Below are 17862 nucleotides of genomic sequence, written 5' to 3'. Positions count from 1 at the left end.
GGGAGGACGCCCGTGGACGTCGGGAACCCGGCCGTGACCGTCGCCGCCGCCACCGCGGCCGCCCGCACGGCGACCGGGGAGGCCGCCCGCGACGTGGCGGGGGCCCTGGACCGCCGCGCGGGGGAGCTGCGCGAGCTCCGGCTGCGACTGGTGGCGCTCGGTGAGGTGCCGTGGCGGTCCACGGCCGCCCTGCTCTTCCGGGAGCGGCTCGACGAGCACGTCCGCGAGGCCGCTGCGCTGGCCGTGCGCTGCGACGCGGCGGCCGCGCTCGTGCGCGCGCACGCCGTGGCCGTCGACGGCGCGCTCGCGGGCGCCGGGGCGGCCGTGCAGGGAGCCGCCGCCGGCGTGGCCGCTGGCGCTGCGGGGACGGCGCTGCGGGTGCTGCGGTGAGCCCCGCCTCCGGCTCGGGCCCGAGCCCCGCCTCCGAGCCCGGTCCAGCGCTGCGCGACGCCCGGGCCCGGCGCCTGCTCCTGACCGCGGGGGAGGTGGACGCGCTGGCGGCCGCGGCACCCGCCGTCCGGCCCCTGCTGCAGGCCGTGGACGTGCCGCTCGCCGAGCCCGCCTCCGGCGGCACCCCGCTCCTCCCCGCCGTCGCCACCACCCTCGCCGTCCTCCTCGACCCGGAGGTGCTCCTCCTCGCCACGTCCGCCGTGGCGGCGCCCGGACCCGTCGCCCGTCCGGGGGCGGCGCTCCTCGCGGTCGCCGCCGGGCGCGCCGCCGTCCTGCGCCGCCGCCCGGGCGGGGCCGGGCGCCCGGGGGTGGAGCTGTCCGCCGCGACCGCCGGCGCCCTCCTCCCCGAGCTGCTGCGCGTCCTGGCCGCAGCGGACCTCCCCGCCGGCGCGGAGGCCGGGGACGTCGTGTGGGACGTCCGCGGGTGGGGCCCCGCCGGGGTCGCGCCCGTGCACGACCTCCTGCTCCGCGACGGCGCCGGATGGGCCAGGGCCGTCCCCGCCCCGGACGGTGGGGCCGCCTCGTGGCGGGCCGTCACCGCACGGGAGCTCGCACGCGGCTGGGCGGGCTGGCTGGCGAGCGCGCTGGCCGCGCCGCGCGCGCACCGGGACGGGACCGGCGCAGGGGCGGGAACCCCGTGAGCGGCGGGTCGGGGAACGGTGCTCTCGTCGTCAGCGGCGGGGGCGCACCCGCCACGACGGTCGACCCGGACGCGCTGGCCGCAGCGGCCGCGGTCCTCGCCGCGGCGGCGGAGCGGCTGGCGGGCGCCGGCCTGGAGCTGGCCGCCCGCGGCGCGAGCCCTGCGCTGCTGGCCTCGGCGGCGGTGTCCCCGGGGACGTGGGCCCGGGCGCAGGCGGCGCTGCTCGCCGTGGCCGGTCCGTCGGGGGCCCCGGCCGCGGCGGCGCGGCTCACGGCGACGGCGGCCGCCCTGCACGGCTGCGCGGCCGCCTACCGGGCGGTGGAGCTGGCGGTGCTCGCGGGCCGGCGGGCCGCCGGGCACCTGGCGGGCCGGCTGCTGCTGCCCGCCCTGGCCCCCCTCGCCGCCGTCCTGCTCGCCGACGCCGCGTGGCGGGCGGGGGAGGCCGCGGGGGAGGTGCTCCTCCTCGGCGTCGCCGCCGTCCGCGACGGCAGCGTGGCCGCGGAGGAGGCGGCCGGCATCGCCGTCGCCACCCTCGAGCTCCCCGACGAGGTGGCCCGGCGGGTCGGCGACGACGTGCGGGCCGCCGCCGACCCGGTCGGGGACTGGCTGGCCGCGCACCCCGGAGCGGTCGACGCGGCGGTGCTGCTCCTGCCGGCGGCACTGGAGGGGCTCCTCTCCGCGGTGCCCGGCCTCGCCCCGGCCGTCGCGGCCGCCACCGGTGCCCGCCCGTCCCTCGTCGACGCCCGGGACGCCGCCCGCGTGCTCGCCGGGGCGGGGGCGCTGATCCCCCTGCTCCGCGAGACCCCCGTCCGGGTGGAGCGCGCCACGAGCGGCCCCAGCGCCCCGCAGCGGCCCCCGCGCGGGGTGGCGGAGCTGGTGGACGGCGTGGTGCGGCAGGCCGCCGGCCGCACCCCGACCTCCGCCTCCCGCGGCTACCCCGGGCGCTCGCCCTCGGGCGGGACGCCCCCGGAGCAGGGCCAGGTGCGGGTCGAGCGCATCACCGCCGCCGGCCGCACGTCCTGGGTGGTGCTGGTGCCCGGGACGCAGGAGTGGAGCCCCGTCACGGGCAGCGGGCGCCCCGCCATGGACCTGACGGCGAACGTGCAGTCGGTCGCGGGGCACCGCACGGCCCCGATGCGGATCGTGGTGGAGGCGCTGCGCACGGCGGGGGCCCGCCCCGGGGAGCCGGTCCTGCTCGCCGGGCACAGCCAGGGCGGGCTGACCGCCGTCGAGCTGGCCGCCGACCCGAAGGTGCGGGCGGAGTTCGCGATCACCCACGTGGTGACGGCCGGGTCGCCGGTGGCGCTCGCCGAGGTGCCGGCCGGTGTGCGGGTGCTGTCGCTGGAGCACACCGAGGACCTGGTGACCGTGCTGGACGGCGCGCCCAACCCGGACACCGCCTCGTGGACGACCGTCCGCCGCGACCTCGCCGAGGACCCGCGCTGGTCGGAGCGGGTGGCGCGCGACGGCCTGGCCTCCCACGAGTCGCTGGCCTACGTGGACACCGCCGAGGTCGTCGACGCCGCCGACGACCCCGCCCTGCGGCGCTGGCACGAGTCGGCCGCCGCCTTCTGGGACCGCCCCGGCGCGCAGGTAGAGGTGCACGACTTCCGGGGGGTGCGGCGGTGAGCGGGGAGCACGGGCTGACGCGTTCCCGGGCGACCCGGGGGCAGCCCCCGTCCCTGACGCTGCGGGAGGTTGTGCGAAGCTCGGAGGGTGAGCGACGACGTCCCTCTCGAGCAGGTGCGCCTCCTGGGGCTGCCCCTGCAGGGTCGGGCGCTCTTCCTGCGCCACCTCGAGGGGCTGCTGCGCGAGCTGGCGCTCGTCCAGATCGGCGCGGAGCAGGGGCCGACGTCCCTGCCGCGGCGGCTGCTGATGGTGGCCGAGGAGCTGGACACCACCTACGCCCGCTTCAGCGCCGGCCCCGCCGCCCTGCTCGACGCCGCCCACGCCGCCGGGGACGACTTCTGCGACGTCACCTACACGGTGCCCGCCCGCGCCGGCGGCTACGTGCGCCGGCTGCTGGACGTGCTGGAGGAGGCGGACGACTTCTGCCGCTCGGAGCGGCACCTGCTCACCCTCCCGGCCCCGGAGGAGGTGGTGGCCTACCGCCGCTGGTTCTTCGGGGAGTTCCTGCGCCAGCTCGCCGGCGGTGAACCCCGTCCCTGGCACGGCCCCGTCCTGCGCGCGGACGCCGACGAGGACTCCGACGGGGACGCCGGGCCGGAGGACGCGGGGAGCGCCGTGGAGCCGGCTCCGGCCGTCGGCGGGGCCCAGCCGGTGGGTGACGTGGTGGCCAGCCCGCTGGTGCTGGACCCGATGGCCAACACGGTCGCCGCCGCCCGCCGCTACGTGCGCCGGGTCCTGCACGAGCTCGACGCCGCACCGCTGGAGGAGTCCGCCGAGCTCGGCGTCTCGGAGCTGGTGACGAACGCGATGCTGCACGCCCGCACGGCGTTCGCCGTCACGGTGCGCAGGATGCCCACGGGCACGGTGCGCATCGAGGTCCGCGACTCCTCGCCCGCCCCCGTGCAGCCGCGCCACTTCGGCGTCTCCGCAACCACGGGCCGGGGCCTGCGGCTGCTGGAATCGGTGTCCGCCGCCTGGGGCATCACGCCGCTGCCGGACGGGACGCCGGGCAAGGTCGTGTGGTTCGAGCCGCAGGAGACGATGGCCGGGGACGCCTTCGCCGCCGAGGACTGGGCAGCGGAGATCGAGGGGCTGGCGTAGCTCGCCTCAGCCGCGGGGCCAGGTCGCGGCCGCGTGGACGTCCTCGGGGACCCGCACCACGAGCACGGCGGTGTCGTCGCTGGCGCAGGCGCCGCTGAAGGCCACGACGTCGCCCTCCACGGCCTGGGCGACGGCCGCCGCGCTGCGCCCGCCGAGGCCGGCGACGAGGGCGGTGAGGCGCTCCTCCCCGTACAGCTCGGGGTTGTCGGCGGCGCGTGCCTCCAGCACCCCGTCGGTGTAGAGGACGAGCGTGTCGCCGGGCAGCAGGTCGAAGGGGGTGTCGTCGAGGGTGGGGTCCTCGAAGCTGCCGAGGATCATCCCGTTCGTCCCGACCCTCTCGATGCGGCCGTCGGCGCGGCGCAGCAGGGCCGGCGGGTGCCCGGCCGCGCAGAGGACCCCGCGGACCACGCCCTGGCGCTGGGCCAGGGACAGGAAGGTCACGGTGACGAAGCGCTCCGAGTCGGGGTGCTGGCGCAGCATCGCGTCGTTGAGGAGCTGGAGCACCCGGGTGGGGGCCTGGTCGCCGATGGCCGCCGCGCGGATCGTGTAGCGGGCCAGCGCGGTGACCTTCGCGGCCTCGACGCCCTTGCCGCACACGTCGCCGATGACGACGGCCCAGGTGGACTCGCCGGTCTGGAAGACGTCGTAGAAGTCGCCCACGACGTCGACGCCCTGCCCCGCAGGCAGGTAGCGGGCGGCCACCTCCAGGCCCGGCACGTCGGGCAGGTGCGGCGGGAGCAGGCTCTCCTGCAGGGTGCGGGCGAGTGCGGCGAAGCGCTCCCCGGCCTCCAGCGCCTCCTGGGCGGCGCGGCGCTCGGCGGTGACGTCGCGGAAGTACCAGGCCCAGCCGAGGTACTCCCCGCCCGGGTCGCGCAGGGGGGTGCCGTAGCGGTCGAAGACGCGCCCGTCGCGCAGCAGCAGCTCGTCGCGGGCGGGGTGGGTGGGGTCGGCGTAGCAGGCGCGCACCCGCTCCAGGAAGCCGTCGGGGTCGACGACCTTGTCGAGGACGGACCGCAGCGCGGCGTCGTCGGAGCCGGAGGCCACCACGTCGGAGGGGATCGGCCACAGCAGCACGAACTGGTGGTTGAAGGAGACCATCCGCCCGTCGGGGGAGACGACGACCATCGCCTCCAGGCCGGACTCCACCGCCGCCCGCAGCAGCCTCGCCTCCGCCGCCGTGGACAGGCCGTGGGAGGGCTCTGGGGTGCTCACCGCCGCTGCGCTCCCTCCGGTGCGGTCCTCCGGATCGGCGTCCCGGGGGCCGGCGTCCGCGAGGCGGTGCACCAGCACGGCCCTGCAGCGACTCTACCGAGGCGCTCCGGGGTGCGGCAGCGCCATGCTCCGACCGGGTGAGCCGCCGGCGCCCGGGCATCCGCGGGCCGCCCCGCGACGAAGACGGGACATGGCCTTCGCGATCGAGCAGTACGCGCGCACCGTCGAGCCGGTGCGGTGGGACGACCTGGACTTCGACACGTTCCGGTCCTCGCCCCTGTCGGAGGGTGCCCTGCGCTGCCTGCGCTACATGAGCGACGTCGAGACGCACACCGTGTGCTACCTCCGCGACCTCCTGGTGACGCCCTCGCACGAGGACCCGGAGATCACGACCTTCCTCACCAACTGGAACTACGAGGAGTACTGGCACGGGGAGGTCCTCGACGACGTCCTGGACGCCCACGGGCTGGACACGAGCGCGGAGCGCACCTCGGCGATGCGCAAGCGGCTCGGCTGGAAGGACCGGCTGGCCCCGACCCAGCAGGCGCTGCTGGCGAACATGCTGGGGGCGGACTTCATCGCGACCCACATGACGTGGGGGGCGATCAACGAGTGGTGCACGCACGCGGCGTACGCGCGGTTCTCGCAGCGCGAGCAGCACCCGGTGCTGGACACGATCCTCAAGCGGATCGCGAAGCAGGAGACCCGCCACATCGCCTTCTACAACTCCCAGGCCCGCGAGCGGCTGGCGGCCAGCCGCAAGGCGCGGGTGCTCACCCGCCTGGCGGTGAAGACCTCCTGGGGGCTGGTGGGTTCGAGCGTCATGCCGCGAGAGGAGGTCGTGCACCTGCTGACGTACCTGTTCAGCGGTGAGGAGGGTCTGGCGGCTGCCCGGAAGATCGACGCGAAGGTGCACGGCCTGCCGGGCCTGGAGGACACGCACCTCGTGGAGCGGGAGCTGCGCCGCTACGGCGTGCAGTGAGCCACCGGGGGCGTTGAGCCCCGGCGGCGCGGATCCACTGCGGGCCACCGGACCCGACCGCTCGGTCGGGAGGGCCCCTAGGGTGCGGGCATGAGTGCTGCGACCCCTCCCGGTGCCCCCGTGTCCGACCCCGTGTCCGACCCCGTGTCCGGCTCCGCGTCGGACTCGGCGTCCACCGCTGCGTCGACCCCGGGGGTCCTGCCCCGGCTGCGCTCGACGCTGGAGGGCGTCCCGGCGTACGTGGCGGGCAAGCCGGCCGCGCCCGCGCCCGGTCTCACCCCCTACAAGGCGTCCTCCAACGAGAACCCGTACCCGCCCCTGCCGAGCGTGCTGGAGGCCGTCGCCCGGGCCGCCGCGGACCTCAACCGCTACCCCGACTTCGCCGCCACCGCGATGACCACGGCCATCGCGGAGCGCTTCGGGGTGCCGCGGGAGTGCCTGGCCACCGGCACCGGCAGCGTGGGTCTGCTCGCCCAGCTCGTGCAGATCACCTGCGACCCCGGCGACGAGGTGGTGCTGCCCTGGCGCTCCTTCGAGGCGTACCCGATCACCGTGGGCCTCGCCGGTGCCCGCGCCGTGCCGGTGCCGCTGACCGCCGAGGCCCGCCACGACCTGCCCGCGATGGCGGCGGCGATCACGGACCGCACGCGCCTGGTGATGCTGTGCTCCCCGAACAACCCCACCGGGCCCGCGCTGCGCCGGGAGGAGCTGGAGCGCTTCCTCGACGAGGTGCCGCGCGACGTGCTCGTCGTCCTCGACGAGGCGTACCGGGAGTTCGTGCGCGATCCGGAGGTCCCCGACGGCCTCGCCGTGCGCGAGGGCCGGGCCAACGTGGTGGTGCTGCGCACGTTCTCCAAGGCGTACGGGCTCGCTGGCCTGCGCGTCGGCTACGCGGTGGCGCACCCGCAGGTGGCCGCGGCCCTGCGCAAGGCCGCCACGCCGTTCGGGGTCTCGGGGGTGGCGCAGGCCGCGGTGGTGTCCTCCCTGCAGCCGGAGGCGGCGCGGGAGCTGGACGAGCGGGTGGAGGCGCTGGTCGCCGAGCGGGCGCGGGTGCTCGCGGGGCTGCGGGCGCAGGGCTGGGCGGTGCCGGACGCGGACGGCAACTTCGTGTGGCTGCCGGCGGGGGCGGACTCGTCGCGGGTGGCGGCGCGCCTCGGCGAGCGCGGCCTCGTGGTGCGCCCCTACGGCGACGACGGCGTGCGGGTGACGGTGGCCGAGCCGGAGGCGAACGACCGGCTGCTGGAGGTCGCGGGGGAGCTGCGCGCCGGGTCGGCCTGAGGCCGCGCGCCCGGCGCGGCGCGCCGGACACGCGGTGGCGGGCGGTGCCGACCGGACCTACGGTTGCGTAAGGTACGCAACCGTAGGTCCGGCGCACCCGACATGGCGGTGCCGTGGCGCAGTGGAGGAACCTGGTGAGCGACAGCCCGACCGCACCGCCCCGAGGGGGCCCCGTGCCCGGTGGCGACCCCGAGGGGATGGTCCAGCTCCTCACCCCCGCCGGTGAGCGCGTCGAGCACCCCGACTACGACGTGGCGCTGGAACCGGAGGAGCTGCTCGGCCTCTACCGCGACCTCGTGCTGGTCCGCCGCGTCGACACCGAGGCCAACGCCCTCCAGCGGCAGGGTGAGCTGGGCCTGTGGGCGGGCCTGCTCGGGCAGGAGGCCGCGCAGGTCGGCTCCGGCCGCGCGCTGCGCCCCCAGGACCACGCCTTCCCCACCTACCGCGAGCACGGCGTCGCCTGGTGCCGCGGGGTGGACCCCCTCGGCATCCTGGAGATCTTCCGCGGGACGAGCCACGGCGGCTGGGACCCCGTCGCCCACCGCCTGCACCCGTACACCCTCGTGATCGCCGCGCAGCTGCTGCCCGCGGTCGGCTGCGCGATGGGCGTGCAGCGCGACGGTGCGGTCGGCACCGGCGACCCCGGCCGGGACACGGCCGTCATCGGCTACCTCGGCGACGGCGCGACCTCGCAGGGGGAGGCCAGCGAGGCCCTGCAGTGGGCCGCCGTCTTCAACGCCCCCGTCGTGATCTTCTGCCAGAACAACCAGTGGGCGATCTCCGAGCCGGTCTCCGTGCAGGCGCGCGTCCCCCTGCACCGGCGCGCGGACGGGGTGGGGGTGCCGGGCGTGCTCGTCGACGGCAACGACGTCCTGGCCTGCCTGGCCGTCACCCGCGCCGCCCTGGACCGCGCCCGCTCCGGCGGGGGACCCACCTTCGTCGAGGCGTACACCTACCGGATGGGTGCGCACACGACCTCCGACGACCCGACGCGCTACCGCTCGGCGGCGGAGGTCGACGTGTGGCGGGCCAAGGACCCGATCGACCGGTTCCGCCGGTACCTGGAGTCCGAGGGCCTGCTCGACGAGGACTTCACCACCGCGCTGGAGGCCGAGGCCGAGCAGCTCGCGGAGCACCTGCGCGCGGGCGTGCGGGAACTGCCCGAGCCGGCGCCGCTGGCGATGTTCGACCACGCCTACGCCGAGCCCCACGAGCAGGTCGAGGAGGAGCGGGAGGAGTTCGCCGCCTACCTCGCCTCGTTCGACGCGGCCCCGTCCGGCGGGGACCCGCACCAGCAGCCCGCCACCGTCGCCGGGAGGACCCGCTGATGCCGAACCTGCCGCTCGCCAAGGCGATCAACGCCGGGTTGCGCACCGCCATGGAGCGCGACCCGAAGGTCCTGCTCATGGGTGAGGACATCGGCCGCCTCGGTGGGGTCTTCCGCGTCACCGAGGGCCTGCAGAAGGACTTCGGCGAGGCCCGCGTCCTCGACACCCCGCTCGCGGAGGCCGGCATCGTCGGCACCGCGATCGGGCTGGCGCTGCGCGGTTACCGCCCCGTCTGCGAGATCCAGTTCAACGGGTTCGTGTACCCGGCGTTCAACCAGATCGTCACCCAGCTCGCGAAGCTGCGCGCCCGCTCGCAGGGGCGCCTGGAGCTGCCCGTGGTGCTGCGCATCCCCTTCGGCGGCGGCATCGGTTCCGTGGAGCACCACAGCGAGAGCCCCGAGGCGCTGTTCGCGCACGTCTCCGGCCTGCGCGTCGTCACGCCCGCCACCTCCGCCGACGCCTACTGGATGATCCAGCAGGCGATCGCCTCCCCGGATCCGGTGGTGTTCTTCGAGCCCGAGCGCCGCTACTGGGACAAGGGGCAGGTCGAGACGGACGCCACCCTCGCGGACGTGGCGCCGCTGCACCGCGCCCGCGTGGTGCGCCGCGGTGAGCACGTCACCGTCGCCGCGTACGGGCCGACGGTCCGGCTGGCGCTGGAGGCCGCGGAGGCCGCCGCCGAGGACGGCACGCAGCTGGAGGTGGTGGACCTGCGCACCATCTCGCCCTTGGACGTGGGCACGGTCGCGGAGTCGGTGCGGCGCACCGGCAGGCTCGTCGTCGTCCACGAGGCGCCGACGTTCGGCGGGGTCGGCGGCGAGCTGGCGGCCCGCATCACCGAGCGCTGCTTCTACTCCCTGGAGGCCCCCGTGCTGCGGGTGGGGGGTTTCCACCTGCCCTACCCGGCGGCGCGGGTGGAGGAGCACTACCTCCCCGGCGTCGACCGGGTGCTCGACGCCGTGGACCGTTCCCTGGCCGCCTGAGCGCAGCCCCCTTCCCGACAGCGACACCGATCCAGACAGGAACACCGTGCCCACGCTGAAGCAGTTCACCCTCCCCGACGCGGGGGAGGGGCTCACCGAGGCGGAGATCGTCTCCTGGAAGGTCAAGGCCGGTGACGTCGTCGCGGTCAACGACGTCCTCGTGGAGATCGAGACGGCGAAGTCCCTCGTGGAACTGCCGAGCCCGTTCGCCGGTGTGGTGGCGGAGCTGCACGTCCCCGAGGGAGCGACCGTCGACGTCGGCACGCCCATCGTGAGCGTCGACGTGGACCCCTCCGGGGCCGCGCAGCAGGCCGGTTCCGGCGGTTCCGGCGAGGGCGGGACCGACGAGGCCGGTTCCGGCGCGGTGCTCGTCGGCTACGGCACCCGCACCCCGGCCGCGCGCCGTCGCCGCGTGGTGCGACCGCCCCACCAGCGCACCGCCGTCCCGGCCGAACCTGTTGCGGTGCAACCCGATCCGTCCGCTCCTGCGCAGGCCGGTCCGGCGCAGGCCGAGCCCGCGCCGGAACCCGCCGGGGAGGCTGCCGGGACCGGGGTCGTGCCCGAGCGCGTGCTCGCGAAGCCCCCCGTGCGCAAGCTCGCGCGCGACCTCGGCGTCGACCTCGCGCAGGTGCGCGCCACGGGGCCGGGGGGGACGGTGACCCGCGAGGACGTGCTCACGCTCGCGAACGGCAACGGCAACGGCAACGGCAACGGGACCGCGCCGGCCGCGGCCGCCGCTCCCGCGACGGAGCGCGCCCGCCGCGAGCGCGAGCGCCACGTGCCCATCCGCGGGGTGCGCCGCGCCACCGCCCGGGCCATGGTCGAGAGCGCGTTCTCCGCGCCCCACGTCACCGTCTTCGCCACGGTCGACGTGACCCGCACGATGAAGCTGGTGCGGCGGCTGAAGGAGGACCCGAACTTCGCCGGGGTGCGGATCTCCCCGCTGCTCATCGTGGCGAAGGCGCTCCTGGTGGCCGTGCGGCGCAATCCCGAGGTGAACGCCACCTGGGACGACGAGGCGCAGGTCATCGTCGTGAAGGACTACGTGAACCTCGGCATCGCCGCCGCGACCCCCCGCGGACTGCTCGTGCCGAACGTCAAGGACGCCGACGCGATGGGGATGCGGGAGCTCGCCGAGGCGCTGGGTGAGCTGACCCGCACCGCTCGCGAGGGCCGCACGAGTCCCGCCGACACCGCGGACGGCACCATCACCATCACCAACGTCGGGGTGTTCGGCATCGACACCGGAACCCCGATCCTCAACCCCGGCGAGGCGGCGATCCTCGCGCTGGGGCGCATCGCGCAGCAGCCGGCGGTGCACAAGGGCAAGGTCAAGCCGCGCTGGCTGACGACCCTCGGGTTGTCGTTCGACCACCGCATGGTCGACGGGGAGCTGGGCAGCCGGTTCCTCGCCGACATCGCCGCGGTGCTGGAGGACCCGGCGCGCGCGCTGACCTGGAACTGAGAGTCACCGTTTCCATCCCCCGAACGGCCCAACGCCCTTGTCAGCGGGCTTTTGGCTACGTAGCGTAATTATTGCTCTACAGGGGGGCAGCTGAACGGGGGATGACATGCGCACAGCGATGATCGGCGGCACGGCGGCACTGCTCCTGGCGGTGGGGATGGTGCCTGCCCAGGCGTCCTCGGCCGCGGCACCGCTCCGCCTGCAGGAGGTGGAGGTCGTCGCCGGTGCGCCGCACGCGGACGCCACCTACTGCGACCACATCATGATCGACTGCGGCTACGTCGGGGTCCACGCCACCTTCTCCGGCCTCTCCGGGCGCGTGTCCTCCCAGGACTCCTGGGAGGAGCGCCAGGGGTACGTCACCGGCAGCGCGCGGGTGAGCCGCGTCTACGGCTGCGAGTCGGCCGAGGGCGTGCGGCTCGGGCATCTGGACACCACGGTCTCCGAGAACGTCCGGCTGGGGCCGCGCCGGGGGATGACCTTCACGCTCCCCACCGACGCCGACACGGTGCCGGCGGAGGCCTACGCGTTCCTGGAGGACGCCCAGCCGCGCAACTGCCCCGCCGGCACGCAGCCCATGATGTACGAGCTGCGGGTGCAGAGGGTCGCGCTGACGATGAACTCCAGCCTCCGCACCGTGCCGTCGGCGGAGTACCGCGTCAAGGGCAGGGACCGCTGGCAGGGCGCGGTGCCCACGCCGTTCGGCGAGTAGCACTGCGCGCTCGCCCGCCGGCCGGCGAGGACTCCCGGCCGGCGGGTGACCGTCGCGGTGCGGCCGGATCCGGAGCGCGGAACTCCTCCGCCTCGGAACTCCTCCACGCCGGAACTCCCCGACCCTGTCGCGGCCGTCGTCCCGGCGGCGAGTCGGTGCCGGGTCCGGTCAGTGCTGGCAAGTTCTTGCGGTTGGGGCGCAGGCGATTCCGGCTCTCCGTCACGCTCCCGGCACGGGGTCTCCGCCGCGCCGCGGCGGTCCCGTGGAACCCGGAACCGCTCGTAGGATCACGTCCGGTCCGCGGTGCTGCGGACCCGTGGGGCGGACCTCCGCCCCGCGGCGTCGACAACGGGGTCACGCGCTCACCGGCCCGCACGAAGCGTGGAGCGCCTCCCGTGAACCGATCCCTCACCACTCCCACCACCCACCGGCTCGGCGGCGGCCTCGCCGCCCTCGCCCTGGGCCTGTCCGGGCTCGCGGCGGCAGCCTCTCCGGCCGCCGCGCAGACCGCCCCCGTCGTCGTCCTCGGCGGCATCTGCACCGACGGCTACCTCGACGGCGACACCGTGGCCGCGGCCAGGCGCGCCGACGGCTCCGCCCAGGGGTTCGCGAAGTTCCGCTACAGCAGCCAGTGCGGTGACCGGATCACCTACTTCGAGGGTGCGGGAACCGCCTGGACGAGGCGCTCCACGACGCTCGTCGGCGACGTGGTCGACGTGGCGGCCGACGAGACCGGCGCCTACCTCCTCTACGTCGCCCGCGACACCGCCACCCCCCGCCTCGTGGTCGCCCGGCGGGCCGGTGACGGAACCCTCACCCGCCTCGCGGTGCTGGCCACCGTCACCGCCGGGGCCCCCCTGGACGGGCGCGGCAGCATCGTGACCACCGGTGGCCGGTGGCTGGCCGTGTGGTCGCAGTACACCGGCACGCCCGGCCGCTACGAGCTGCGGCAGGCCGGCACGCTCGGCGGCCGCAGCGCCACGGCGGCACCGCTGTCCGTGAGCACCCCCACCACCGCCGCCTCCAGCGACACCCACCCCGCGCTGGCCCTCGGCCCCGACGGCCAGCCGCGCCTGCTGTGGCAGCGCTCCGTCACCGGCGGGCAGGACCTCCTGCTGTCGGTGGGTGCCGGGACGTCCTGGAACCCCGCCACGCGGGTCGCCGCAGGCGTCCGGATCAGCGCCCAGCACCCGTCCCTCGACGTCGCGGTCACCGACCGGCGGACCTTCGCGAGCTGGACCGCCGTGGACTGGACCCCCGAGACCAGCGGGGAGCGCGCGATCGTCGCCTCCTCCGGCGGCGGGGCGTGGTCGACGAGCACCCCCCTGGGCGACTCCTACCTGGGCACCTGGGACGCGCACCTGCACAGCGTCTCCACCGCCGTCTTCACCGCGTTCGGCGCGGGCGACGAGCCCCCCGGCGGCGCGCTCATGGCCTCCCGCAACGGGTCGGCGGAGTGGGTCGTGAGCGAGGCCCCGAACGCGGTGCCGTCCAGCATCGACACCTTCGGGGTCGCGGCGCTCGTCTACCAGCGCTCCGGGAGGTCCACCGCGCTCGTCTTCAGCGGCAACCGGCTCTACGCCGTCACGGGCTGAGCCCCACTGCGCCCGCCCACCCGCGCGGTGGGCGGGCGCGGGCGCATGGGCTCCCGCTGCCGGGGTACCGCTCGGTGGCGGGTGGCCGGTGCCGTCGACCGGACGCCCGGCGCCCGGTGAGCACGGCGGAGGAGGACGACCATGAGCGGTGACCCGTTCCTGCGGAGGTTCGGGGCCCGTTCCCTGGACGACGTGATCGGCCGCGTCTTCGGGGTCGCCCCCCGGTCTGGGCCCCCCGAGCGGGACCGGCCGGTGGTGCAGCGGCTCGACTTCTCCGAGCTGCTCTCGCCGCGGGCGTGGGAGCTGGTGTCGCTGGCGGACCAGCAGGCGGTGCAGTGGGGCAGCGCCGACCTCGACGTCGTGCACCTGCTCTGGGCGGCCACCCGGCTGTCCCCGAGCCGGGACATGCTGACGGGCGCGGGCGTCGACGTGGACGCCGTGGCGGAGCAGATGCGCTCCCTCGCGGAGCACGGCGGGCAGCCCGCGGACCCGCCGAGGATGACGCCGGCGGCCAAGCAGGTCCTGCTCGACGCGTACGAGCGCTCCAGCGGTGAGGGCTCCGGGCAGATCCAGCCGGAGCACCTGCTGCTCGCCCTGGCGGCGCACCCCGAGACCGCCGCCGGGCGGGCGGTGGCCGTGGTGAGCTCGGCGTCGCAGCGCAAGCGAGCGGCGGCACCCGCGGAGGCTCCGGAAGCGACCGAGGCCCCCGGGGCCGCAGAGGGCACCGCGACCCCGGAGGACGCCGAGCCGCCGTCGGGCACGGGGCAGCAGGCGCGGGCCAGGGCGCAGGGCCGCGCGGCGCTGGAGGAGCTCGGCCGGCGCCTGGGCTCCGGGTGGGCGCGCAGCCAGGGCAGGCCCACCTCCGCCACGCCGGTGCTCGACACCTACGGGCGGGACCTGACCGTCCTGGCCCGCGAGGGGCGCCTCGACCCCGTGGTGGGGCGCGACGCGCAGGTGCAGCAGACCCTGGAGGTGCTGTCCCGGCGGACGAAGAACAACCCGGTCCTCATCGGGGACCCCGGCGTGGGCAAGACCGCCATCGTGGAGGGCATCGCCCAGCGCATCGCCGCCGGAGACGTCCCCCGCTCCCTGCGGGACAGGCGCGTCGTCGTCCTCGACCTCGCCGCCATGGTCTCGGGGACCCGCTACCGCGGTGACTTCGAGGAGCGCCTGAGGGGGGTCCTCGAGGAGGTCGGCGCCGCCGAGCACGACGTCATCCTGTTCCTCGACGAGATGCACACGCTCGTCGGGGCCGGCTCCGCCGAGGGTTCCCTCGACGCCGGCACGATGCTCAAGCCGGCGCTGGCCCGCGGTGAGCTGCAGGTCGTCGGCGCCACCACGGTCGACGAGTACCGCCGCATCGAGAGGGACGCCGCCCTGGAGCGCAGGTTCCAGCCCATCCTCGTGCCGGAGCCGTCGGTGGAGGACACGGTCGCGATCCTGCGCGGGCTGGCCGGGCGCTACGAGACCCACCACCAGGTCCGCATCGGGGAGGAGGCCCTCGTCGCCGCGGCGGAGCTCTCCGACCGCTACGTCACCGGCAGGTTCCTCCCCGACAAGGCGATCGACCTCGTCGACCAGGCCGCCGCCCGGGTGCGGTTGCAGGCGCAGGACCCCGAAGCCGACGTGCCCGACGAGGAGCAGGCCCGCGAGCCGAAGGCGGTGGTGGAGGTGACGGCGGAGGACGTGGCGCAGGTCGTCTCCCGCATCACCGGGATCCCCCTCGCGCAGCTCACCCAGGAGGAGCGGGCGCGGCTGCTGCGGCTGGAGGACGAGCTGCACGGCCGGGTCGTCGGACAGGAGCACGCCGTCGCCGCCGTCGCCGAGGCCATCCGGCGGGGCCGGGCGGGGCTGGCCGATCCCGAGCGCCCCGTCGGGTCGTTCCTGTTCCTGGGGCCCACCGGGGTCGGAAAGACGGAACTGGCCCGTGCGCTGGCGGTGGCGCTGTTCGGCCAGGACGACCGGATGGTCCGCTTCGACATGGGCGAGTTCCAGGAGCGGCACACCGTCTCCCGCCTCATCGGCGCGCCCCCCGGCTACATCGGCTACGAGGAGGCCGGGCAGCTCACGGAGGCGGTCCGGCGGACCCCGTACACGGTGCTCCTCCTCGACGAGATCGAGAAGGCGCACCCCGATGTGTCGAACACGCTGCTGCAGCTGCTCGACGCGGGACGCCTGACCGACTCGCGCGGCCGCACCGTGGACTTCTCCAACACCGTGGTCATCATGACGAGCAACGTCGGCGCCGACCGCATCCTCGCCGCGACCGCCGCCGGCGAGGACCCCGAGGAACTGCACGGCACGCTCATGCAGCAGCTGGCGCAACGGTTCAGGCCGGAGTTCCTCAACCGCATCGACGAGATCATCGTCTTCCGGGGGCTGGAGCGGGTCCAGCTGCGGCAGATCACCTCGATGATGCTGGAACGCACCCGCCGTCGGCTGCGCGCTCTCGGCGTCACCCTGGAGGTCGACGACGCGGCCGTCGACTGGCTGGCGGAGCGGGGTTTCCAGCCGGCGTTCGGTGCCCGGCCGCTGCGGCGCACCATCCAGCGCGAACTGGACAACCGGCTGTCGCGGATGCTCCTGGCGGAGGAGCTCGGTCCCGGGCAGACCCTCGTCGTCGACGTCCGCGACGACGCCCTCACCACCGCGACGAGGGACACGGGCACGGTGCGGACCTGACCCCGCCCGCCTGACCCCGCCCGCCTGACCCCGCCCGGTGCGGAGGGCGGGGACCCGCGGGTTCACCAGGGCACCGCCCCCGCGTCGTCGAAGAACCCGCCCGTCGGTCCGCCGTCGGGCAGGGTCGCGAGCCGGATCGCGATCGCCGCGCCCTGCTCGGGGGTGCGGACGCCGCGGAAGCCGTTGAGGTCGGTGGCGACGAAGCCGGGGCAGGCCGCGTTGACCAGGATTCCCGTGCCCTGCAGCTCCTTGGCGTACTGGATGCAGACCGCGTTGAGGAACGTCTTCGACGGTGGGTAGGCAACGGCGACCGGGCCCGTACCGGCGCCGGGGGAGCTCTGCCGGGTGAGGGATCCGGCGCTGCTGGACATGTTCACGATCCGTGCCGACGCCGAGCGGCGCAGCAGGGGCAGCATCGCGTTGGTGACCCGGATGACGCCGAGCACGTTGGTCTCCACCACCGTCCGCACCCTCGCCAGGTCGACCGTGGTGGGCAGCTGAGGCCCACCGCCGGTGATCCCTGCGTTGTTGACGAGCGCGTCGAGGCTCCCCGCGCGCTCCTCGACCAGATCGGCAGCGGCGGCCGCGCTTCCGTCGTCGGTCACGTCGAGCGGAACGCCGAAGGCGTCGACGCCGGCCGCGCGCAGAGCCTCCACCGCGCTCTCGCGGCGCTGCCCGTCCCGCGCTCCGACGCCGATCCTCCAGCCCAGGGCCCCGAGGCCGGCCGCGATCTGGTAGCCGATTCCCTTGTTCGCGCCGGTCACCAGCGCGGTCCTCCGCTCGTCCATGCGCTCGATCCTGTGCCGTGGACCGGTGCGGCGGCCAACACCGATCGGGTGGCCGTCGATACCCGAGGGGCATCGGTGCCGGGTGGAGCGGACTACCGTCGTGTCATGGAGACACGCGAGCTGCGGTACTTCATCGCCGTCGCCGAGGAGCTCCACTTCGGCAGGGCCGCCCGGCGCCTCGGGATGGCTCAGCCCCCGCTGTCCAGGGCGATCGGCCGGCTCGAGCGGCGCCTGGGGGCGACGCTGCTGCAACGCACCAGCCGCTCGGTCGCCCTGACCGAGGCCGGCGCGGTCCTCCTGCGCGAGGGCCGGGCGGCGCTGGAAGCGATCGAGGCCGCCGAGCGGCGCACCCGCCGCGTCGCCCTCGCCGCGACCGGCCACGCCCGTGTGGTCCTCGTCACCAAGGCCGGCGCGTCCAGCGAACTGCTGGCGGAACTGCTCGACGCCCACGCAGCCGAACCCGGCGCTGCCACCGTGGACGTGCTGCTGTGCGGGATCGGCGAACAGGGACGACTGCTCCGCGACGGGCGGGCCGACGTGGCCCTGCTGCACCGGCCCTACGACGTCATGGCCGGGCTCGACACCGAGGATCTGCGCACGGAGGGGCAGGTCCTCGTCCTGCCGGCCGGGCATCCCCTCACCAGCAGGCCGCACGTGCGGCTGGCCGAGGCGACCGAACTGCCCGGTCTGCCGGGGCCGCGCTGGCCCGGGCCGGACGGCAGGTACCCGGACGGCCCCGGCCCCGAGGTCCACGACCAGGCCCAGCTGTTCCAGCTCATCGCGCTCGGCCGCACCTCGGCCGTCCTGCCGGACTCCTGCCGCTCACAGCTGCACGGTGACCTGGCGGCCGTTCCCGTCCTCGACGCGCCGGCGGTCACGACGGTGATCGCGTGGCCGCCGCACAGCCGCTCTGCAGCGGTCGCGGGCCTGGTCCGGACCGCGACGCGCCTCTGACCGCGACGGACGCCCCGGCTCCGGTGCCGGTCGCGCGCCCCGGCGCGGTGCGTCGCACACTCG

At 76.0% G+C, this 17862-nt stretch carries 15 protein-coding genes; 13 read left to right on the top strand and 2 right to left on the bottom strand.

What is annotated here, in order from left to right; all coding sequences use genetic code 11:
- Positions 1 to 12 precede the first annotated feature (12 nt).
- The 4 genes from CLV92_RS04305 (at position 13) to CLV92_RS04290 (ending at position 3820) form a co-directional block, all read left to right on the top strand.
- Positions 13 to 390, top strand: a complete 378-nt coding sequence (locus tag CLV92_RS04305; protein ID WP_104431550.1) for a hypothetical protein — start codon at positions 13 to 15, stop codon at positions 388 to 390.
- Positions 387 to 1091: a hypothetical protein gene (locus CLV92_RS04300; RefSeq protein ID WP_104431549.1), complete on the top strand. Its 705-nt coding sequence runs from the start codon at positions 387 to 389 to the stop codon at positions 1089 to 1091. Before CLV92_RS04305 ends, CLV92_RS04300 begins: the two co-directional genes overlap by 4 nt.
- Positions 1088 to 2719, top strand: a complete 1632-nt coding sequence (locus CLV92_RS04295) for an alpha/beta hydrolase family protein (RefSeq protein ID WP_104431548.1) — start codon at positions 1088 to 1090, stop codon at positions 2717 to 2719. Before CLV92_RS04300 ends, CLV92_RS04295 begins: the two co-directional genes overlap by 4 nt.
- A gap of 87 nt (positions 2720 to 2806) precedes the next feature.
- Positions 2807 to 3820 carry an ATP-binding protein gene (locus tag CLV92_RS04290; protein WP_104431547.1) on the top strand — a complete coding sequence of 338 codons (1014 nt, stop codon included), beginning with the start codon at positions 2807 to 2809 and terminating at the stop codon, positions 3818 to 3820.
- A gap of 6 nt (positions 3821 to 3826) precedes the next feature.
- On the opposite strand, the gene CLV92_RS04285 is transcribed toward CLV92_RS04290, so the two are convergent.
- Positions 3827 to 5032, bottom strand: a complete 1206-nt coding sequence (locus CLV92_RS04285) for a PP2C family protein-serine/threonine phosphatase (protein WP_146099415.1) — start codon at positions 5030 to 5032, stop codon at positions 3827 to 3829.
- 190 nt (positions 5033 to 5222) lie between these two features.
- Between CLV92_RS04285 and CLV92_RS04280 the strand changes: the two genes are divergently transcribed.
- The 8 genes from CLV92_RS04280 (at position 5223) to CLV92_RS04245 (ending at position 16057) form a co-directional block, all read left to right on the top strand.
- Complete coding sequence (locus CLV92_RS04280) at positions 5223 to 6014, top strand: ferritin family protein (RefSeq protein ID WP_104431545.1); 792 nt, start codon at positions 5223 to 5225, stop codon at positions 6012 to 6014.
- 90 nt (positions 6015 to 6104) lie between these two features.
- Entirely contained in the window at positions 6105 to 7292 is a 1188-nt protein-coding gene (locus CLV92_RS04275; protein ID WP_104431544.1) for a histidinol-phosphate transaminase, read from the top strand.
- 197 nt (positions 7293 to 7489) lie between these two features.
- Positions 7490 to 8620, top strand: a complete 1131-nt coding sequence (gene pdhA, locus CLV92_RS04270; protein ID WP_104431675.1) for a pyruvate dehydrogenase (acetyl-transferring) E1 component subunit alpha — start codon at positions 7490 to 7492, stop codon at positions 8618 to 8620.
- Positions 8620 to 9603 carry an alpha-ketoacid dehydrogenase subunit beta gene (locus tag CLV92_RS04265; RefSeq protein WP_104431543.1) on the top strand — a complete coding sequence of 328 codons (984 nt, stop codon included), beginning with the start codon at positions 8620 to 8622 and terminating at the stop codon, positions 9601 to 9603. Before pdhA ends, CLV92_RS04265 begins: the two co-directional genes overlap by 1 nt.
- Before the next feature lie 46 nt (positions 9604 to 9649).
- Positions 9650 to 11068, top strand: coding sequence for a dihydrolipoamide acetyltransferase family protein (locus CLV92_RS04260; protein ID WP_104431542.1), 1419 nt, complete (start codon positions 9650 to 9652; stop codon positions 11066 to 11068).
- Between the two features lie 106 nt (positions 11069 to 11174).
- Complete coding sequence (locus tag CLV92_RS04255) at positions 11175 to 11780, top strand: hypothetical protein (protein ID WP_146099414.1); 606 nt, start codon at positions 11175 to 11177, stop codon at positions 11778 to 11780.
- A gap of 395 nt (positions 11781 to 12175) precedes the next feature.
- Entirely contained in the window at positions 12176 to 13375 is a 1200-nt protein-coding gene (locus CLV92_RS04250) for a hypothetical protein (RefSeq protein ID WP_104431540.1), read from the top strand.
- Positions 13376 to 13516: 141 nt separating this feature from the next.
- Positions 13517 to 16057 (top strand): ATP-dependent Clp protease ATP-binding subunit, encoded by a 2541-nt coding sequence (locus CLV92_RS04245; RefSeq protein WP_104431539.1) that lies wholly within the window; start codon positions 13517 to 13519, stop codon positions 16055 to 16057.
- 62 nt (positions 16058 to 16119) lie between these two features.
- Here CLV92_RS04245 and CLV92_RS04240 read toward each other — a convergent pair whose 3' ends face one another.
- Entirely contained in the window at positions 16120 to 16845 is a 726-nt protein-coding gene (locus CLV92_RS04240; RefSeq protein WP_104431538.1) for an SDR family NAD(P)-dependent oxidoreductase, read from the bottom strand.
- 105 nt (positions 16846 to 16950) lie between these two features.
- On the opposite strand from CLV92_RS04240, the gene CLV92_RS04235 reads away from it, so the two are divergent.
- Positions 16951 to 17799: a LysR family transcriptional regulator gene (locus CLV92_RS04235; RefSeq protein ID WP_104431537.1), complete on the top strand. Its 849-nt coding sequence runs from the start codon at positions 16951 to 16953 to the stop codon at positions 17797 to 17799.
- Positions 17800 to 17862 lie beyond the last annotated feature (63 nt).

This window comes from Kineococcus xinjiangensis (genome assembly GCF_002934625.1).
In the GTDB taxonomy this organism is placed as follows: domain Bacteria; phylum Actinomycetota; class Actinomycetes; order Actinomycetales; family Kineococcaceae; genus Kineococcus_A; species Kineococcus_A xinjiangensis.
The sequence above is the reverse complement of the archived record's forward strand: the minus strand, read 5'-3'. Positions and strand labels throughout refer to the sequence as shown.

Coding starts and splice junctions, on each gene's coding strand:
- CLV92_RS04280 (WP_104431545.1), top strand. CDS start 5,223: ATGGCCTTCGCGATCGAGCAGTACGCGCGCACCGTCGAGCCGGTGCGG.
- CLV92_RS04275 (WP_104431544.1), top strand. CDS start 6,105: ATGAGTGCTGCGACCCCTCCCGGTGCCCCCGTGTCCGACCCCGTGTCC.
- pdhA (WP_104431675.1), top strand. CDS start 7,490: ATGGTCCAGCTCCTCACCCCCGCCGGTGAGCGCGTCGAGCACCCCGAC.
- CLV92_RS04265 (WP_104431543.1), top strand. CDS start 8,620: ATGCCGAACCTGCCGCTCGCCAAGGCGATCAACGCCGGGTTGCGCACC.
- CLV92_RS04255 (WP_146099414.1), top strand. CDS start 11,175: ATGCGCACAGCGATGATCGGCGGCACGGCGGCACTGCTCCTGGCGGTG.
- CLV92_RS04245 (WP_104431539.1), top strand. CDS start 13,517: ATGAGCGGTGACCCGTTCCTGCGGAGGTTCGGGGCCCGTTCCCTGGAC.
- CLV92_RS04240 (WP_104431538.1), bottom strand. CDS start 16,845: ATGGACGAGCGGAGGACCGCGCTGGTGACCGGCGCGAACAAGGGAATC.
- CLV92_RS04235 (WP_104431537.1), top strand. CDS start 16,951: ATGGAGACACGCGAGCTGCGGTACTTCATCGCCGTCGCCGAGGAGCTC.